The organism is Zooshikella harenae, assembly GCF_018837975.1.
Lineage (GTDB): Bacteria > Pseudomonadota > Gammaproteobacteria > Pseudomonadales > Zooshikellaceae > Zooshikella > Zooshikella harenae.
Window position 1 is genome coordinate 1 of sequence record NZ_JAGSOY010000176.1, and the last position, 2,770, is coordinate 2,770.

At 40.8% G+C, this 2,770-nt stretch carries 5 protein-coding genes; all 5 read left to right on the top strand.

Features of this window, described 5'->3' with window-relative positions; all coding sequences use genetic code 11:
* The coding region (locus KCG35_RS24410) for an integrase core domain-containing protein (RefSeq protein WP_215822461.1) at window positions 1-343 on the top strand (343 nt) is incomplete at its 5' end.
* A 360-nt stretch (window positions 344-703) separates the two neighbouring features.
* Complete coding sequence (locus KCG35_RS24415) at window positions 704-1,015, top strand: hypothetical protein (RefSeq protein WP_215822462.1); 312 nt, start codon at window positions 704-706, stop codon at window positions 1,013-1,015.
* 15 nt (window positions 1,016-1,030) lie between these two features.
* Window positions 1,031-1,411: a VOC family protein gene (locus KCG35_RS24420; RefSeq protein WP_215822463.1), complete on the top strand. Its 381-nt coding sequence runs from the start codon at window positions 1,031-1,033 to the stop codon at window positions 1,409-1,411.
* 96 nt (window positions 1,412-1,507) lie between these two features.
* Entirely contained in the window at window positions 1,508-1,867 is a 360-nt protein-coding gene (locus KCG35_RS24425; RefSeq protein WP_215822464.1) for a hypothetical protein, read from the top strand.
* A gap of 370 nt (window positions 1,868-2,237) precedes the next feature.
* On the top strand, window positions 2,238-2,770 hold a 533-nt coding region (locus KCG35_RS24430), incomplete at its 3' end, for an alpha/beta fold hydrolase (RefSeq protein ID WP_230409354.1).

Genomic DNA, 2,770 nt, shown 5'->3' on the forward strand with positions numbered 1-2,770 from the left:
AGAGTCATCAGAAAATGCCTCGCGTTTACTGAGAAAAGCCTATTTAAAGGAAAACATTGCTACAAAACCTTTAGTGCTTCATTCCGATAATGGTAGCCCAATGAAAGGTAGCGATATGCTGCAAACGATGCATAATCTTGGTGTGGTGAGTTCATTTAATCGTCCTCGAGTGAGTAATGATAATGCATATGCCGAATCAATTTTTCGAACCTGCAAATATCGACCTAATTATCCCTATAAGGGGTTTACCGATTTAATGCAAGCAAGGGCTTGGGTGTTAAGTTTTGTGACCTGGTATAATCAAGTGCATCGGCATAGTGGAATTCAGTTTGTGACACCTTAAGCACGTCATGACGGCAAAGATCAGGCTATTTTGGAAAACCGTAAGGTGGTATATGAAAAAGCAAGATTGGCCAATCCAAGACGCTGGACAGGCAAAACACGTAATTGGAACCGAATTGAAAGGGTTTGGCTTAACCCTGTTAACAATCAAATGCTAAATCATTAGTGTAGGTTGGTTGATGCGACAACTATCTTGACAAACAGCGGTATACGCCTAGTGACAATGTGTAATATTGTGGCAGAGCGTTGTGAAGTGTGGTGTTGAGGGAATCGGTAAACTAATTATGTGATATGACATATTACGTTACCCTGAAGTTCATTAGTCGTTATCTGACCATAATGGATAGGAGGTTTGCCTAAAATGGGATTTACTAAAGAGCCAAGTGGCTATTACAAGACTGCGCTCTCTGACCTTCAAGGTGCATGGGGTAATTTAAGAGAAGCTGTTGTTGATAATTTCGGTTTCCCAAACTCAGACAAACTTCTATTTCACATTGATGAAGCCATGAGCTGGGAGTGCGTAAGAAACTTGAAACTGATGAAAGAAACACTGTTGTTGGTACGTAACATAGCCGCACAGTCTGCACCAAGAGAAGTTAATGAGTTAGTAGAAATGGTAACGGAAAGTCTAGAAGAAGTTTTTTCTGCCATAGCAGAAGGTGAGCATCTATAAGTAGGAATAATATTTATGCATAAAAGTAAGTTGGCTGGCTTCATCATTGATTGCAACACGAGTGATCTGCGCTCTGCTGCTGACTTTTGGAGTCAGGCTTTAGGTATGGAGTTAAATGAGTTTCCGAAGGAAGAGGGAGAAAAGTACATAAGGCTTCAAGACCCAAATAAGAAGTTAAATATTGAGGTGCAGAAAGTAGACCACCCAAGCCGAGTTCACCTTGATATTGAAACAGATGATGTAGCGGCTGAAGTTAAACGTCTTGAGGCTTTAGGCGCTAAAAGGGTAGAGTCGGTCGGCACTTGGTGTGTTATGCAGGCTCCAACTGGGCAAAAGTTTTGTGTCGTACGTAGTGCATCATCAGATTTCAACCAAATCGCCAACAAGTGGAGTTAGTTGGTTAATTGGGTAAGAGCAGGTATTAGCTAGTCAGAGTTGCATTTATTAGTAGTTTTACATAAAAAATCAATCTCTTCCCATGGAGTTTATTAAATGAAATTAAACATCAAATCACTATTGTTGTTTCCACTTTTATCTTTTTCCTCCTTTTGCAGTGCTGCGCAATTTGGATCAGCCTACGGCGATGTTATCGAAATTGCAGCGGGTGGAGTGGGTGCTGGTGCTCCTGCAAAGAACCTAATGTATTTCACCGTTAGTGGAACATCAACATTTGCTACTTGTGCTAATTCATCTTCTCCACATTTCGTTATTAATAATGAAGATGGGGGTAAAACTATGGTTTCAATGTTGTTGGCCGCAAAAATGGCAGGTAAAAAAATACATGTAGCTGGTCGGGGAACTTGCACCTATATTTCAGGGCATGAAGACGTTTCTCTTATTTATATTGATTAAAATGTATCATCGGATAAGAGCAGGTATTTAGTCACCCCTTCTTGTTACAGATCACATCCATTACTTAACTCCTCATGGCTTTCGCCTAAAATCGCGAGTAGTTATTGACGGTAAGGCAAAGTCATGAAATTGGACGCCAATCGCAGTGTATTTTTATTGGAGATCACCGGATACTATAACGGAAACGTATAAGTCACGTGTAGCAGGTCAACTGTATGCCATGTTGGTGGAACAATTAAACGATACATACCTCAAGAGCCTTATTAAGTGTATACGGCTAGTGTCGCGGGGTTACTGAATATATCACTAGCAAATTAACGAAAGGCATCTCTAGAGTATCGGATAGAAAAGCTTAGGTGAGACTGTGAATATGCTAAAACTTTTAATCATGTTAATTACAGGGCTGGGGTTGTTTATTAATAGTGTAGCCGCAGAAGAAGTTAAGATAGATGACAATCTAACAATATTTTATGAGCAAGCAGGAAGCGGTGATACAACGATTATTTTTATTCCAGGTTGGATGATGTCAACAGAGGTTTTCGAACATCAACTGGCTCACTTCAAACATTCGACAAACTACCGAGCGCTGGCATATGACCCAAGAGGTCAAGGCAAATCATCAAAACCAATTGAGGGGCACACCTATCAACAACATGCTCGGGATTTGGCCAAATTCATTGAAAAACTGGACTTGAACAATGTGATTTTAGCGGGTTGGTCATATGGGGTAACAGAGCAATTGGCGTATTTAAATCAGTTCGGCAGTGATAAAGTCAAAGCTATGATCATGATCGATACTGGACCCGATATAACAGGGGCAACGCGCAACGAGTGGGTCTGGTACCTTAACGATGATTCTGATGGCTATTCGCGATCGTTCACTGAAGGCATCATCGAAGACCC